Genomic DNA, 15,955 nt, shown 5'->3' with positions numbered 1-15,955 from the left:
TGGCGCGAGCTATCGAGTGTGAACAGGCTAACATTCATCGCCAGCAAATGTGCGAACAAATCGAACAAGAAGCCGTTACCCTTGTAGAGACGCAATTTATTAATTCTTTATCAGAAGACCGAGTATTAGTCATTATCCAACCGAATTGGCATCATGGTGTAATCGGGATTGTTGCCTCCCGCTTAGTAGAACGTTACGGCGTACCCGTATTCATCGGGACTTACGAAAACGACACCCAAATCCGTGGTTCAGCCAGAGGAATTCCTGAATTTCACGTATTTGAGGCGTTAGAATATTGTCACGACTTGCTGGGTAAATTTGGCGGACACAAAGCGGCGGGGGGATTTTCCTTACCAGCAGCCAATTTACAGAGGTTGCGATCGCGTTTATCTGAGTTCGCTAACCAATGTCTCGAACCGCAACACCTCAAGCCGTTACTGCAAATTGACGCTGAGGCTAATTTTCATCAACTGCATCGAGAACTGTACCAACAGTTAGATAGTCTGCATCCCTGCGGTATTGATAACCCCGATCCAGTATTTTGGACACCGAACGTGAAAGTTGTCGAGCAGCGAATTGTGGGTAAAGGTCACATTAAACTCACCCTCAGCCAAAATATTCAGGGGCAAGAGTATAAAATTAAAGCGATCGCTTGGCGTTGGCGTGACTATTATCCCCTACCCTCGCGATTAGATATCGCCTACAAACTCCGAGAAAATCACTTTAACGGTAACACTACCCTAGAAATGGAGTTAGTCGGGGTGAGATTACCCAAGGATAATTCTATACAATCATCCCCATCAAGAAATACCCCGTATTTACAGCTATTTTATCAACCAAGTACGAAATTAAGAACCAGTTTCGAGTATAATCAACATCATTATACTTGCGGTATCTATCAACATGGTTCTCATCCCGAACTGAGAATTAAAAACTCTGAAGGTAAAGTCTTAGTGATGCAACCAGGGAGTAAAATCGGTTTACTTGGTACTAACCGTCAAGACGCAAAGGAGATTGACCTATCTTTACCCCAGTATGACTGTATTATTCAAGCTGCGCTCACAGCTTTATCATCTGTAAGTCCTGAGTCTTGAGTTTGAAATTGCCTAATCACTCATGACCCAGAACTCAGCAATTTTAATTATAGGTTGCCGTTGCGGAATGCCAGGACAAAAATTACAGCCGGGCCAGCAATGACGATTAATGCAACAGAGGTTAGCTGGAAAACAACTTCCCAATTGATGTTAGCAATAGCGTCAAACATTGTTTTTGATTCCTCCCAATGGTCTTAAAAATTTAATTACTCAGTTGCAATATCCGCATTTAATCATATCTGGCGATCGCCAGTGACATTTAATTTACTTAACAAAAGTATAGGAAAAAACATAAAATGGCAAACTGGCAATGTGTCAAGCAATGTGGAGCGTGCTGTCATCTTGATCCGACAGACAGACCAGAATTAGCAGATTATCTCACCCCTGAAGAATTAGAAATGTACCTGAGTATGGTAGGGGAAGATGGCTGGTGCATTAATTTCGACCATATTACAAGAGAATGCCGCATTTATGCCCAGCGTCCCCGGTTTTGTCGGGTGGAAACAGAGACATTTCAGGATATGTATGGAATTGAACCAGAAGAACTGAATGATTTTGCTATTGACTGCTGTCGTCAGCAGATAGAAGCAGTGTATGGCGATAGAAGTTTAGAAATGCTGCGTTTTGACAAAGCTGTGGGAATTTAAAGTTATGTGAAGTTGATTTTAATCTGAAAGTCACTAACACGCATTGATGGCAACTAATTTGATTATCCCCATGTTTCACGGAAAATAGTTGCAATTTATGACAACCATCTGAGAAAATGAGAAGAATATGAAAATAATCTAGTAAAAAAACTACTGCCTGTGAAACTTGACTCTGCACCTGTTACCGTTTCTCGCATATCTACTTCTGACACCCAGCCAGAACTAACAGCCAGCAATGAATCTCTTGCAACTACGATTCTTGAGCCTGTAGCTAGTGCTGAAAGTCATCAAAAGCAGGACTCACCATTTGTGGTTTTCGGTACTACTTTTATAACTATTTTTCTCGCAGAAATAGGTGATAAGACCCAGTTATCCACGTTGTTAATGAGTGCAGAATCTCATTCACCGTGGATAGTATTTTTAGGTTCGGCGGCTGCTCTAATTACTACCAGCTTATTAGGTGTACTTTTAGGTAGTTGGATTTCTAAACAACTCAGTCCCAAAACCCTAGACAAATCAGCAGGGGTAATGTTGCTATTCATTGCCGTCATGTTGTTCTGGGATGTATTCCAGGGTTAGGTAAGTTTTCACAATTTGGAATTTTGAATTTTTATTATGGATTGGCATCTTTTAGGACTGAGTTTTATTACAGTTTTCATTTCAGAATTAGGCGACAAAAGCCAGTTAGCGGCGATCGCACTTTCTGGTCGTGGTCAGTCAGTGCGTGCAGTCTTCTTTGGTAGTGCTGCTGCATTACTGTTAGCTAGTTTTCTCGGTGCATTAGCTGGGGGTGCAGTTGCAGAGGTATTACCCACCCGGATATTAAAGGCGATCGCAGCTGTTGGTTTTGCTATCCTGGCTGTACGTCTGTTGTTCTTTAACAATGAAGAATCCTCCGAGTCCGAACCAACAGCTTAAATCTACAAGATAAACAAAACAAAACCCTGGTTTCTCCAAGAAACCGGGGTTATTTATTTGTGCTTAGGGAACACCAAAAAATAAATTATCTAAATCGACTATTGGTAGGGTGCGTCAGTATGAATATTTTCTTGGTGTAGTAGGGGCAGGTACACAAATACCTTAGTTGAGCAATCCAAGATATTTATAAACCCGCCCCTACTAGGGGTTCTCGTACTGACGCACCCTACATTTTGGATATTTTTTGATCTGGATGTCCCTTATCTAAACAGTGTTGCTCTATAGGATTTTTATTTGATTTTCGCAAAAATTCAGTACAAGCAACCCAGAAATGAGAATCAAAGTAATTTGAGTAGCTTGCCATCAGGAAAATAAAAATAGTTATACAATTTGGGTAATGTTGTTTTACAACCTTGCCAATATGGAACAATTAATAATTAGAGTCGCTGATAAGGAAAAAGCAGAAATGCTAATGAAGATTCTTTCTGCTTTAGATTTCGTTAGCTCAGTAGAAGTAACCGCAGATAAAACGAATATAAATGATAAAGCGGGATGAATATCCACCCCGCTAACTTAAAAAATCACTTTCGAGGAAACCTAGCCAAGCTTTTTGGGGTTTTTACCTGTCCTACTTAATAATGACTGGCTTCAACTTCTTGCTTCCAGCAACGCATAAACAAAGTACCACCAGCTAATAACTTAATTACCTCTAGGAAGAAATAACCACCGTGCAGTAGATTCATTTGTGGGGGAATTGTCGATACTGTGTCAAATAAATTGAGATGAATTCCCGCCGCACACATTTGCGGTGTTAATAAATAGGTGTCAAAAAAAGCGATCGCTAACAGTGTCACACCCAAAACAACACAGCTAATGTTCCACTGCTCATGAGTTTTGTTCCACACCAGTACACCAGTCAATACTATAGCCGCAAATAACAACTCTAGGCGATTAAACACCCAAAAAATTACATAACCTGCGGTAGCGAAATCCGCTTGTTTCATCATCCCAGATAGGTAAAGACTAGGCATAACTACCCAATCTAACAATAGACTAGCACTCAGCCAAAAAGCCAGCGCAAATAAGACCGCAGCTTGCCAACTTGGCCGCTTGTATTCCAGTTTAGAAATAGTATCCATAAGAATAATTGCCTGTGTTATATCTTTAGTTTGTATCTTTAATAGTAAACTTGACAACAGATATCAATTATCTTTAACAAAGTATAGGTAGCTTTATGTAAGCATCGTGATTTTTGCTATGTATTAATAACAAATATTAAATTTATTGGAAAATCTTTAACTAATAGTCAAAAGTGTAATTGTTGTCTAGTAGATTTATATAAGTCAAGCTATGCGCCTTGCTGTTGTCTTGGGTAGAGCGATCGCCACCACAGCAATCATCACTGGATACATCCCTCAGCCAAGTCAAGCCATTCAATTACAAGATGGCACAGTTTATTTTGCTCAACCGCCACGTTTAGTCGCAGCTACCACCACTTATAATGAAGTCTATGCTTGGGGTGCAAAATATTATTTTACAATCAGCGTTCCAGAAAACGCTGGCGAACCATTACAAAAGATTACAATTAACCAGCGTGAGGGAGTAGACCATATTCATTTTGACCTGAAAAATAGCTTTGCCTTTGTTGGGACACGGGCAAACAAAGGAGAGAAAATTAAATTAAAAGATGTCACCAGCGACAGGAACACCAGAACTATTTCCATCAACTTTGAACCACCAATATCGCCAGGAAAAACCATCACCATAGGTTTAAAACCCTGGCGCAACCCAGCCGTTGCGGGTGTGTACTTATTTGGCGTGACAGCTGTTCCTTTGGGAGAGAAAACCCACAATCAATTTTTGGGTTTTGGCAGATTGCATTTTTATCAAAATAGAAGTAATTATTTTCCGTTTCTATATGGCTGGTAATTGCCGAATTAGTCTCACCCCAGTAGTTATTTTTCCTGAAAAGTCCAAACACCCTCATCCCATTCAGAAGGAGTTGGGGGTGACTGTAACCAATGCTGACAACGCAGCAGGTGGAGAATAGCAGCTTTATCATCCTTATCCACGGCGAGAACTTGGGCAAATTCTGCCCTAGCTCTACTAAACTGTTTTTGCAGATAATACTGACGACCTTTGTGATAATGCTCAATTACTTCCATTTTGTCACTATTAATAGAGTCGGAACGTAAACCCACTAATTCGTAGATAGATACTGGCTCACTCCTACCTTTGACGCGAATGTAGTCTAGTTCTCGCGCCCAAACATTGTTTTGACAAAGTTTGTAAGTGTTATCACTAATAATAATGTCGCAACCGTACTGCTTACTGATGCTTTCGAGTCGAGAGCCGAGATTTACACCATCACCAATAGCAGTAAATTCCATGCGTTTACTAGAGCCGATATTCCCACTAATCACGGTATCAGAATTAATGCCGATACCAATATTGATTTTTTGTTTATGAGCAGCTTGACGACGGTTGTTAAATTCCCGTAAGCGATGGCGCATTTCTACGGCTGTTTGTACTGCCATCCAAGCGTGGTCTGCTAGGGGGAGAGGCGAACCAAACACCGCCATAATTGCATCACCGATGTATTTATCCAGAGTTCCTTTGTGTTTGAAAACTGCATCTACCATTGACTCAAAATAGTCGTTGAGCATACTGACCACTTCTTCCGCTTCCAGATTTTCTGTCAAAGTGGTGTAGCCACGAATATCGGAAAATAAAATCGATACTTCCTTGCGATCGCCTCCCAGTTTAGCATCATCCAATTTCAGCAATTCTTCCGCTAACTCTTGAGTCATGTAGCGGTACATGGTACTTTTGAGCCGTTTTTCGTCGCTGATATCTTCCATCACCACCAGCGCACCACGCACTCGCTGCACGTCACTAGCATCAGCAATGGAATTGATTGATAAATTAATACTATGCTGTTCCTTTTCTGGGTCAGCACCTAAAAGGGTACGGTCTGGGTAATATTGCTGACGGTGTTTGGGGTCTTGTCCCTGTAAAGCTTCTGCACACCACTGACTAAAGTTACCTTCTTTGATGGCGATCGCTTCATTAATGAGTTTACCTTCCAAACGGTCTTCATCTGCCATCCCCAACAAACGTTTAGCACTTTCATTGGCTGCAATAATTGTCCCCGTCTGGTCTGTGGAAATCACACCATTAGAAAGACTGCGTAAAATATCCCTTTGCAATTGCTCTTGTTGCTTGACTGTGGCAAACAACTTAGCATTTTGTAATGCTACTCCCGCTTGAATATTAAAAGCTTCCATGAATTCTTCATCATTGCGGTCAAAACTCGCTTGAAAGCATTCAGGAGCTTCCGGCCAGTCAACTGGATTATAAGGACAAATATCCCCGGATTTCTTTTTATTTACCAATTGGGTGACACCGATTAACTCTTGATCAGCGTTAAAGACTGGCATACACAATAAACTACAGGTACGGTAGCCATTTTGCTGGTCAAGTTGTCTAGCGGTTTCCGAGTCAGGATGGTTGTACAAATCAAAGGGAATATTCAGTTTTTGACCAGATGCGGCGACTTTTCCCGCAAACCCCTTACCAATGGGAACTCGTAACTCCTTAGTCGAACCATCATCTTGAGTAATTTTAGTCCAAAGTTCCTGGCGATCGCTGTCTATTAACCACAGGGTACTACGGTCAGCGTTCATCAGTTCCTTAGCTTCATCCATCACCCGTTTCAGGGTATCTTCCAAGTCCAAGCTGCTTTGACTTAAAGACTTAATCGCCTTCATCATCGCAGCTGCGGCTCTTTGTTTTTGAGTTGCTATGTAAAAAGAGCGGGAAGATTCTAAAATCAGACGAATCGAAGGCGCAAATTCCTGAAATAATTCTTCATCAGCATGAGTAAAGCCGATAGTATCAATACGTTCTGCTAAAGGCGCATCAGGATTGTATACAGATTTTAATTTATTCAGTAATTGTACTACTGCTACTAATTGCCCTTGTTGATTGAGTAGCGGTAAAGCCAGCATCGTGTAGGTACGATAGCCGGTAGTTTTTTCTTTTTCTTGAGCAAATTTAGAACGGGGATCACTATAAAAATCAAACGGAATATTGATGACTTGCTTGAAAGTAGCGACTTCCCCAGCGATTCCCTTATCGGCGGGAATGCGAATTTCCAGAGAGCGATCGCCCTCTCCTTCTGCTACTATTGACCATAGTTCCTGCTTTTCTTCATCTAATAAGAATATCGTTGTCCGATCTGCGCCCAACAATTCCCCAGTTTTTAAGGTAATTGAGTGCAACATTTCTTGCAAGATTTTCTCAAACCCCTGAGAATCCAGCATGGCTAGGGTTTGATGCACAATCTGTAGTTTCTGCTCAACTCCTGTCACAACTTGTTTAAAACTCTCTTGAGTCAGGGGAGCCAGAAAGGTAGAAATCGTACCTTGCCTGTGAACTAAAGCTTCCACTGAAGAAGAATGTACTGGCAAATCTTGATTTTCGTGGTTGTGAACACCGATAATCAAATCAGACTTCTCCCCAAAACTACGCTGTTGCGCTGACATAGTGAATTGTTGATATAGCGGAATAAGATTTTAGAAATTTATCTTTTGTGTTGCTGGAGGCAAAAAGCCCAAGACATTACCCACAGTTTAATCTGTTGTGAGGTTAACGTCATCCTCTTCTAATCATTGTTTAAGCTCGTCTCTCAAATTGTTTACTCAACACCAAATCACTCACAGCTAATCAAACAGCCGTGAGTGAAGAGAAGCGATCGCTTTATTTGTATACTATTCCCTTGAGCTATCACGGAGTTAACTGCATCGGCTTGTGGAAATATTACGTATATCATTCCCTAGAATTCCTGTAAACTAACAACTCTCTTAGCTAATTTCCCTTGGTGGCAGAAACCGATAAAACCATCAGTTTATGAAATCATTTAGATAATAGACTTCATCCTTGTAATTAACAACAGAGGTATTAATGAACTGGATTCAAGTTCTTTCTCAAGATGAACTCCCACCTAATGAGCGTAAAGTTGTCAAAGTCGAACAACGCAAAATCCTACTCATTAACCACAATAACCAAGTTTTTGCGGTTGAAAATTCCTGCCCACACATGAAATTACCCATGCAAAAAGGTAAAATTACTGATGATGGTGCTATAGTTTGTCCCTTCCACCGTAGCGCGTTTGACTTATCCTCTGGTGAACCTACCGAATGGACTCCCTTTCCTCCCGGTATTGGGAAATTAATGGGGATGATTTCCCCAGAAAAAACACTACCCGTTTTTGCTACCCGTGTAGAAGAGGGTAAAATCTGGGTGAGGGTGTAAAGTAGTTCCAATTTCCCACCACATTATCCCATCCTGCCATCTTTTCCCCTATGATTGCTGGCAGGGGTGGGATACACCTATTCTCTGCTTCAACAGATATGATCATAGTCAGCACCAGAACCAAACCGCCAAGCATCAACCCAGCGATGCCAATAATATTGTTGTGTACTGGATAAATTCTTGATCCCAGGTTCTAAGATGGGAGTCATACTAGACAAAGCAGAGTAAAATCCTAAATTGCTATAATGTACCAGCCAATCTAATAAATTAATTAAACCCACCTGTGGTATAGTCTGCGCCACTAAAACCGGATGATTTAAACCTGTTTTGACGAGAGTTTGTGTCAGGGCGGAAAACTGGACGATATCTTGTAAAAACGGTTTTAATACTGGTGTCCCTAGCTGCTGCATTTCTTGAAAAACTGCCGACAATAATTGATTAATTTGCTGTGGTGGAATTGTTTGATTCACACCCACACTCATCGCCTTTTGAAATAACCAAGTTACACTCAAACTCGGTTGGTACGGTTGCAATAATGCCAATGCTTTTGCAGATAGTTGCTCGGTTTGTAGTGCTTCTGAAATACCAATAGTTAACCGCTTCAGATGGCGTACCATTGCACCAAAACCGCCAAAACTCAGAGGGGACTGATTCCCACTACTATCACCAACTGGTAAAATGCGATGCCAAGGGGTTTGCAGGGGACTTTGGCGATAGCTAGGAAAGAAACCAAACAAGGCGCGTTGAAATTTTAGCTGTTGTAATTCTACACCTTGATATTCTGGCAATAGACGCAGATATTCTGTAAACAAATCTTCTAAGCTCAAGCGTTGGGGATGAGCATCCATGTAGGTAAATAAGTATGTAGTTCTGCCATCCCTCGCCGGGAAAGCTTCCCAAAAATATTGACATTGATGCTGCAAAGATGTAAAAGATAAAAGTATATCGCCAGAATTGTTTTCTGCAAATCCTTGAGTGCAACTACCCACAACTAAGCATAAAGCATCTGGTTTTTTTCCTTGCCTTGCTTGTTGAGTAATGGGTGAAAGATTTCCCATTGCGTCGAGTAATAATTTACCTTTGTATTGATTATTAACTATCACCCCGTCTGGGTGGACTACGGCTTGTTGAAAGGGTATGTTTTCTAAGAGTTCACCACCAGCCGCTAGAAATTTAGTTTTGAGTGTAGCTAAGAGATAAACTGGATCTACACCAATATTCAAGACATCGTTTACCCAAACTGCTGCACCGTCTTGAAATTTCACCCTAGCGGGATTGTATTCTGTAGCGATCGCTCGCGTCAATTCTGCCTCAGTCAGCAGATTTAATTCCACAAATACTTCTAACTCTTGCCGGGAAATATTCCACTCCTGTTCCCTCCCCCGCAAAATACCCCGTTCTAACAACGCTACTCGCAATCCCCGCACCGCTAAAGCGCAACCAATTAAAATTCCCAGAGTACCACCACAGATAATTACATCCCAATCTACAACACCCAAAGCCTGTTGACTTTGTTTCACGACTGTGGGTATAGGTGCTGTATTTTCTCTGATAGACTTGAGGATGCTGTCAGCACGACGCAACCCACCTAAAACATCCCCTGGTAATTGGGAAAGAATTTCTTCAGTTAGGGACATACACATTCACCCCAGCAGAGTTACTATGACTAATTTTAACTTTTTCAGGGTATATTCATCAGTGCATTAATTTTAACTCTATTTTATTTTGTACATCATCTAGAATTAACCAAGGTTAATTAGCAAATATAATCTTGTTTTTAAAATTACATTTATTCTGCTTTTTTATCCAATACATAGATGATTAAGTGTTATTTACCAACTAAATATTAAGAGTTTATTCCCGCATTAATACAGTTTAATCATGTTTTCTTGGCGCAACTTTGGCAGAAATTTTGAAAAATATATCTACAGGAATATTATTGATTTTTTATATTGATTGATAGAAAATTCCAATATATGATTAATCATGTTGTTTAAAGGACGAAAAAACACATGTAACAGATAAATTTAAAATTTAAAAACGTCTGGATGTTTAGTTAAATAATCCTAATTTTTAGGTAAACAGCTATGAGAATTGCGTTTATAGTGGGAAATTTTCCTGTTATATCAGAAACATTTATTGTCAACCAAATTATAGGTTTGATTGACAGAGGACATGAAGTAGATATTTATTCTTTGGGAACTTCCAGTATAGCTAATCATGCTAAATTACATCCAAATGTGGAAAAATATCAACTGCTTGAACGTACTCATCGTCATCCCTTAGTTCCTCAAAATTACTTATGGCGTTTTTTAAAAGCTCTAGGTTTAATAATTACTAATATTCACAAGTATCCTGTAGTGATATTGAGAACAATAAATTTTTTTCAGTATGGTAGAAAAGCAGTTTCTTTGCGCTTAATTTACTTAGTTATGTGGCTAATTAAAGCCCCATCCTACGATATTATTCATTGTCAGTTTGGGGAATTAGGACTGGAAGGAATGATTTTACAGGATATAGGTGCTATGAAAGGGAAATTAATTACTTCATTTCGTGGCTACGATATCAGTCGATTTCTTGAAGAAAAAGGAAAGAATGTTTATGATTCACTATTTGCTAAAGGTGACTTTTTCCTAGCTAACTGTGAATATTTTAAAACAAGAGCCATTAAACTAGGCTGTCATCCTCACAAAATTGTAGTACATGGTTCAGGAATAGATTGTAACCGCTTTCCTTTTAAACAAAGACATCCTCATGTAGATGGTAAAATTCGCATCGCGACAACTGGTCGTTTAGTGGAAAAAAAAGGGATAGAATACGGTATTTTAGCTATTGCTCAATTAAATAAATTTTATCAAAATATTGAATATAATATCATTGGAGATGGTGAGTTAAAAGAAAAATTACAGCAACTTATCACTTCATTGAATCTCAATGAAAAAGTAAAATTGCTTGGATGGAAAACCCAGCCAGAAATTATTGAAATTCTGGAGCAAGCGGATATTTTCATGGCTCCTAGTGTGACAGCTAAAGATGGTAATCAAGATGCACCAGTTAATACTTTAAAAGAAGCAATGCTTATGGGTTTACCAGTGATTGCTACGGCTCATGGAGGTATTCCTGAATTAGTTCAAGATGGTATTTCTGGGTTTTTAGTTCCAGAACGAGATGCTGATGCTATTGCTGAAAAATTAACTTACCTGATTGAACATCCAGAAAACTGGTTTGCTATGGGTTATGCTGGTCGGAATTATGTAGAAAAAAACTACGACCTCAACAAGCTAAATGATGAGCTAGTGCAAATTTATTACCAAGTCATCAACAATGATTTATTATTCCAAGATTCAGCTTTACTGCCAGCAATAAGTATGCAGTAGGAAGCAATGAAATAAATTTATGACAGGATATTGATTAACATGATCAATTCATCAGCGATCGCTACCCCGGATGTTACCATTATTGTTTCCCCCAGAGAACGGTTTAGTTGTACTTGTGAAGCCTTAGAAAGCATTTACGAATACACAGATTATCCTTTCCAATTAATTTATATAGATGGTGGTTCGCCAAATCACATTCGGGATTATTTAGCCACACAAGCACAACATAAACAATTTCAACTGATTCGCACAGACTATTATCTCTCCCCCAACCACGCGCGTAACCTTGGGTTGTCTCAAGTCAGCAGTAAATATGTTGTGTTTATTGATAATGACGTTGTAGTTACTCCGGGTTGGCTGAAGCCTTTGGTTGAATGTGCAGAAGAAACAAGTGCAACTATAGTTAGTCCCCTCATTTGTCAAGGTACACCTTTACACACAGAAATACACTGTGGTGGCGGAGAATCTGGAATCAAGGAGGAGACTAAAGGCGAAACTACCAGACGGCGAATCATTGAAAAGATATATAAACAAGGTCGCAAAGTTGCAGATGTGCAACCCCAGTTACAACGCCAAAAAACAGGGTTAGCAGAGTTTCACTGCATGATGGTAAGAACCGAGATATTTCAACAAATTGGTTTGTTAGACGAAGCACTGCTTAACACCAAAGAACACGTTGATTTGTGCATCTTGGTAGCAGAGGCTGGTGGTACAGTTTACCTAGAACCTCAATCTCTGATGACCTATGTGACAAGCAAACCACTAGAACCAACAGATATACATTACTATATGCTGCGTTGGAGTGACGCTTGGATACTAGCCAGCCTTGAACGCCTACGTGAAAAGTGGAATCTCACCGAAGATGAATATTTTCACCATAAATACAAACGTTTGGGATGGCGGCGACATAAATTAATTATCAATCCCCTAGTGCGTAAACTGCCCATTGGTAGGGGAATAACTGAGAACATTTTATTATCTATAGATAAGGTAGTCAACCGTTACATTACTAACCGCTACGCACAACTACATTCTGATCATCTATCAAAGACGAAATCAACATCTGCGATCGCAACATCATCTCATATCATATCCGTTTGAATAGTTATCATATCTGTTGGGCTAGGGAACAGGGAACAAGAAAAGAGAAAAGATTCAGCATCGAAAACTGATCATAAGTAATTAGCCGGACATAATATCAGCAGATTTCCGCAATAGGAAAGTGATTTGTGGCAACTTTTTATGCAATCTGCGCCCATGAATACTTGCAATTTCTGGGATAAAGGACAAAAAATATTGAAGCGACATCAACATCAAAGATTTAATTCTCAGCTACCTCAAGTTATTTATACACCTGAAAGTCAGTTGAGACATCCCCTAGACTTACTCCGACAAATGTGGCGAGACTTGTTAGCTGCGCGTGAACTAGCTTGGCGGTTGATGGTGCGAGATATCAGCGCGCAATATCGACAGTCATTTTTAGGTATAGCTTGGGCTTTTTTACCACCAATTGTGATGGCTGTTAGTTTTACCCTTGCCAATCAAGCCAAAGTTATTAATGTTGGTGTCACAGATTTACCCTACCCAGCTTATGTGATGTTCAGCACTGCATTATGGCAGACTTTTGTCGAAGCTTTAAATGCTCCTGTGCAAGCGGTGACAGTCGCAAAACCGATGTTAGCCAGGGTGAATTTTCCACGGGAAGCATTAATTTTGGCAAAAATCGGGGAAGTATTTTTTAATTTTACCATCAAGCTGATTTTAATAGCAGGATTGTTTATTTGGTTTCGCATTCCTGTGAGTTGGACAGTAATTTTATCCCCAATACCATTAATTCATTTAGTTTTACTAGGAACATTTATTGGAATTTTATTAGCTCCTTTGGGAGTATTATATCAAGATATTTCCAAAGGTTTAACGTTGATTACAGGTTTTTGGTTGTTTCTTACGCCTGTAATTTATCCTGTCCCCACCGAGGGAACCTTTGGGTTATTAGTACGATGGAATCCGGTAACACCTTTATTAGTAACAGTGCGAGATTTAGCTACAACAGGTGTTGTTTCAGAACCTTTTGGTTTTTGGTTGGTGAGTGCAATTACTTTAGTAGGTTTACTCCTAACTTGGATTGCATTCCGTCTAGCTATGCCTTTTGTGGTTGAAAGAGTAAGTTCATAATCATGACTGAATTAATCGAGCCAAAAATTTTTGTTCCACCGGAAGATGCTGAAGTAGTGATTTCAGTTAATCATGTTTCTAAAAAATTTTGTCGAAATTTAAAGCAGTCTTTAGTTTATGGTGTGCAAGATATTGCTACCGAGTTATTAGGAGGTAATCGCAAAGGTGATACTTTGCGCCGCCAAGAGTTTTGGGCAATCAAAGATGTCAGCTTTCAACTAAGACGGGGAGAAGCTCTTGGTTTGGTGGGTTCAAATGGTGCTGGTAAAAGTACATTGCTGCGGATTATTAGTGGTTTAATTAAACCGGATACTGGCTGTGTCAAAGTCAGAGGTAGGGTAGCTCCATTAATTGCTTTAGGAGCAGGATTTAATCCTATTTTGACGGGGCGAGAAAATATTTATGCTAATATGGCAATTCTCGGTTTATCTACCCAGAAAATCAAAAATATATTTCAAGAAGTCATAGATTTTTCTGAAATTGGTAATGCTATTGATGCACCTGTACAAACTTATAGTTCTGGGATGGCCGCTAGACTGGGGTTTGCTTGTGCGGTTCATGTAGAACCAGATATTTTATTAATTGATGAAGTGCTAGCGGTAGGTGATATAAAATTTAAAATGAAGTGTCACAGGAAATTAGCACAACTGCGCGAAAAAGGCACAGCTTTTATTTTAGTTTCTCACAATTCCCATAGCATTCTTAATGTTTGTGAGTCATCAATTTATTTATCACAAGGTGAGTTGATTACATCTGGTGAAACAGAAACAGTAATTCGCAAATATGAGGAAGACTTGTGTTTAAGTGGCACTGAAATAGCTTTAGGAAGACTGGTTTTACCGGAAAAGCCAAAAGCTGAAAGTTTAGGCGTAGATATTACCTCTGTATTTTTTCGGGATGAGCAGGGTAATTTACTAGAAGCACCGCTTTCTGGTGAACCTGCTTATTTATGTGTGGAATGCAAATCTTACCAAAAAATTGAGCAAGCTAATTTAGGTTTATTAGTCACAGCTTTATCAGGAGAAAATGGACTGGTTCAGTATATAACCTCTAACTGCGATCGCGAGGATTTAACTATCCTCCCAGGAACATCAGAAATTAGCATGTATATGCCATACTGTTCCTTTGTTCCTGGTGTATATAGTGCCAAAATCTATATCAGAAGAAATGTACAAACTTTTGATGTAGTTGAATCTTTTAGATTTACTGTCAAGACTAATAAAACTATCAGTAAATGTTTATTTTATCAACCACGTAAATGGCAAGTAATTCATCAATAAAGGCAGGTATTGAACATGAGTCAGCCCCTACTTAGCATCATTATTCCTACTCACAACCGACCTCACCTAGTAAATTATGCTGTTAAAAGTGCGCTAGAGCAAACTATGGAGGATTTGGAAGTAATTGTAGTTGATGATGCTTCTACACAACCGATAGATTTACCCAGTCATCCTAAATTACGGATAATTCGCCTATCGCAGCCTCATGGTGGTGCGGGAACTCGGAACGTTGGATTAGAAGCCGCTTTCGGACGATGGGTAACATTTCTTGATGATGACGATCGCTTGTTGCCCCAGATGGCAGAGGTATCATTAGAGGGGTTATCGCAAACATCCTTACCTGCACCTGTGGCGGTAATCTCTGGTATAGAGACAGTTAACTCTCAAGGAGAAATCCTCAGTCAGCGTTTACCGCCACCAGTACGACTACGTGGCGCACATTTCTTTCTGGAAGAACTAGAACCCGGAAAATCTTACAATACCAAGCAAACCCTAGTAGTTGAACGTGAGGTACTGCAAAAAATTGGTGGTTGGGATAATGATATGCGATCGCGTGTCCACTCAGAACTTTTTTTAAGACTTAATCCTGCCTGTTCAATTATTGGTTTACCCATCGTTACCTACCATTTATATAACCACGAGGGGCTAAGAGTTTCACGCAATCCCATGCTTCGCCAAGAAAGCTTTTTACGTCTAGTGCATAAACATCAAGCACTTTTCCATGCCCATCGGCAAATGTTTGCTAAGTTTGTCTATGAACACGCTCGCAAATGTTACGAACTTGGTTTAAATCGTGAAGCTTTCTATAATTTATGTTGGGCTATGCAAATAGATCCACTACACATATTTCCTCTTGTTTCTGCTAGATTTTATCCAGCAAAAATAAAATTATTTTAATAATAACTTATACATAACCAGTCTTCATAAATTGGGCAATGCCGACAATGTAAAAATAATTTCTTGAAATCATATCAGCTTTTTAATATGAGTTTATTCGCAATGATAAACTGTATTGAATCTAATTTATTGATGACATCTAGTATCATATATGATTTGTAAATAATTTAAGACTTTTAAAAATTAAAAAATATTTTTGTTTATTTGATTTTCCAGTAAATATTATTAAATTAAGCGATGAAAATTATAGC

At 39.4% G+C, this 15,955-nt stretch carries 15 protein-coding genes; 11 read left to right on the top strand and 4 right to left on the bottom strand.

All coding sequences use genetic code 11. The features are described 5' to 3' along the window. The coding region (locus tag AACS98_RS19115) for a single-stranded-DNA-specific exonuclease RecJ (protein WP_232317178.1) at positions 1–1,094 on the top strand (1,094 nt) is incomplete at its 5' end. A gap of 47 nt (positions 1,095–1,141) precedes the next feature. Here AACS98_RS19115 and psb30 read toward each other — a convergent pair. Next, on the bottom strand, positions 1,142–1,264 hold the full coding sequence (gene psb30, locus AACS98_RS19110; protein WP_066382765.1) for a photosystem II reaction center protein Ycf12/Psb30: 123 nt from the start codon (positions 1,262–1,264) through the stop codon (positions 1,142–1,144). A 126-nt stretch (positions 1,265–1,390) separates the two neighbouring features. Between psb30 and AACS98_RS19105 the strand changes: the two genes are divergently transcribed. The 3 genes from AACS98_RS19105 to AACS98_RS19095 all read left to right on the top strand — a co-directional run bounded on the left by AACS98_RS19105 (position 1,391) and on the right by AACS98_RS19095 (position 2,659). Then, positions 1,391–1,741: a YkgJ family cysteine cluster protein gene (locus AACS98_RS19105; RefSeq protein WP_066382764.1), complete on the top strand. Its 351-nt coding sequence runs from the start codon at positions 1,391–1,393 to the stop codon at positions 1,739–1,741. A 159-nt stretch (positions 1,742–1,900) separates the two neighbouring features. Beyond that, the gene (locus AACS98_RS19100) at positions 1,901–2,320 is read left to right on the top strand and encodes a TMEM165/GDT1 family protein (protein ID WP_066382762.1); all 420 of its coding nucleotides are present in this window, start codon (positions 1,901–1,903) and stop codon (positions 2,318–2,320) included. Between the two features lie 36 nt (positions 2,321–2,356). After that, the gene (locus AACS98_RS19095; RefSeq protein ID WP_066382760.1) at positions 2,357–2,659 is read left to right on the top strand and encodes a TMEM165/GDT1 family protein; all 303 of its coding nucleotides are present in this window, start codon (positions 2,357–2,359) and stop codon (positions 2,657–2,659) included. Between the two features lie 632 nt (positions 2,660–3,291). Here AACS98_RS19095 and AACS98_RS19090 read toward each other — a convergent pair. Beyond that, positions 3,292–3,798 (bottom strand): hypothetical protein, encoded by a 507-nt coding sequence (locus AACS98_RS19090; RefSeq protein ID WP_066382759.1) that lies wholly within the window; start codon positions 3,796–3,798, stop codon positions 3,292–3,294. Between the two features lie 211 nt (positions 3,799–4,009). Here AACS98_RS19090 and AACS98_RS19085 point away from each other — a divergent pair, with 211 nt between their 5' ends. Continuing rightward, a complete protein-coding gene (locus tag AACS98_RS19085; RefSeq protein ID WP_066382757.1) occupies positions 4,010–4,588 on the top strand; it encodes a DUF2808 domain-containing protein in 579 nt (192 codons plus the stop codon). A 26-nt stretch (positions 4,589–4,614) separates the two neighbouring features. Here the strand turns inward: AACS98_RS19085 and AACS98_RS19080 are convergent, their stop codons facing one another. Next, a complete protein-coding gene (locus AACS98_RS19080; RefSeq protein WP_066382755.1) occupies positions 4,615–7,206 on the bottom strand; it encodes a GAF domain-containing protein in 2,592 nt (863 codons plus the stop codon). A 418-nt stretch (positions 7,207–7,624) separates the two neighbouring features. Between AACS98_RS19080 and AACS98_RS19075 the strand changes: the two genes are divergently transcribed. Next, complete coding sequence (locus AACS98_RS19075; protein WP_066382753.1) at positions 7,625–7,975, top strand: Rieske (2Fe-2S) protein; 351 nt, start codon at positions 7,625–7,627, stop codon at positions 7,973–7,975. Between the two features lie 89 nt (positions 7,976–8,064). Here the strand turns inward: AACS98_RS19075 and AACS98_RS19070 are convergent, their stop codons facing one another. Continuing rightward, positions 8,065–9,612 carry an FAD-dependent oxidoreductase gene (locus tag AACS98_RS19070; RefSeq protein ID WP_066382751.1) on the bottom strand — a complete coding sequence of 516 codons (1,548 nt, stop codon included), beginning with the start codon at positions 9,610–9,612 and terminating at the stop codon, positions 8,065–8,067. Positions 9,613–10,062: 450 nt separating this feature from the next. On the opposite strand from AACS98_RS19070, the gene AACS98_RS19065 reads away from it, so the two are divergent. The 5 genes from AACS98_RS19065 (at position 10,063) to AACS98_RS19045 (ending at position 15,704) form a co-directional block, all read left to right on the top strand. Beyond that, positions 10,063–11,352: a glycosyltransferase gene (locus AACS98_RS19065; protein WP_066382750.1), complete on the top strand. Its 1,290-nt coding sequence runs from the start codon at positions 10,063–10,065 to the stop codon at positions 11,350–11,352. A 39-nt stretch (positions 11,353–11,391) separates the two neighbouring features. Continuing rightward, the gene (locus AACS98_RS19060; protein ID WP_066382748.1) at positions 11,392–12,453 is read left to right on the top strand and encodes a glycosyltransferase family 2 protein; all 1,062 of its coding nucleotides are present in this window, start codon (positions 11,392–11,394) and stop codon (positions 12,451–12,453) included. Positions 12,454–12,609: 156 nt separating this feature from the next. Further along, entirely contained in the window at positions 12,610–13,527 is a 918-nt protein-coding gene (locus tag AACS98_RS19055) for an ABC transporter permease (protein WP_082803816.1), read from the top strand. A gap of 2 nt (positions 13,528–13,529) precedes the next feature. After that, complete coding sequence (locus tag AACS98_RS19050; protein WP_066382741.1) at positions 13,530–14,807, top strand: ABC transporter ATP-binding protein; 1,278 nt, start codon at positions 13,530–13,532, stop codon at positions 14,805–14,807. A 15-nt stretch (positions 14,808–14,822) separates the two neighbouring features. Further along, entirely contained in the window at positions 14,823–15,704 is an 882-nt protein-coding gene (locus AACS98_RS19045) for a glycosyltransferase family 2 protein (protein ID WP_066382737.1), read from the top strand. Positions 15,705–15,955: the final 251 nt, after the last annotated feature.

The organism is Anabaena sp. CA = ATCC 33047 (assembly GCF_963870205.1).
GTDB lineage: Bacteria > Cyanobacteriota > Cyanobacteriia > Cyanobacteriales > Nostocaceae > Trichormus.
The sequence above is the reverse complement of the archived record's forward strand: the minus strand, read 5'-3'. Positions and strand labels throughout refer to the sequence as shown.